Below are 226 nucleotides of genomic sequence, written 5' to 3' on the forward strand. Positions count from 1 at the left end.
AATTGGTATATCTCTTGATGGAACTAAGGATATACATGATATCTTCAGAATAGATATACGACAAAAAGGTACATTTGATTCTATACTTAATAATATAAATAAATTAAGGGAAAGAAATATTGATTTCAATATTTTATGTGTTGTAAATTCAGAAGTTTCAAAAAATGCTAAAAAAATATATGAATTTTTTAGAGAGCAAAAATTTGAATTTTTACAATTTATTCCT

Annotated in this window: 1 pseudogene; it reads left to right on the forward strand. The window is 21.7% G+C overall.

The window, feature by feature from the left end:
* A pseudogene (locus BUE91_RS01740) lies at positions 1-226 on the forward strand (anaerobic sulfatase maturase); the annotation flags it as partial.

This window comes from Streptobacillus notomytis, assembly GCF_001902585.1.
In the GTDB taxonomy this organism is placed as follows: domain Bacteria; phylum Fusobacteriota; class Fusobacteriia; order Fusobacteriales; family Leptotrichiaceae; genus Streptobacillus; species Streptobacillus notomytis.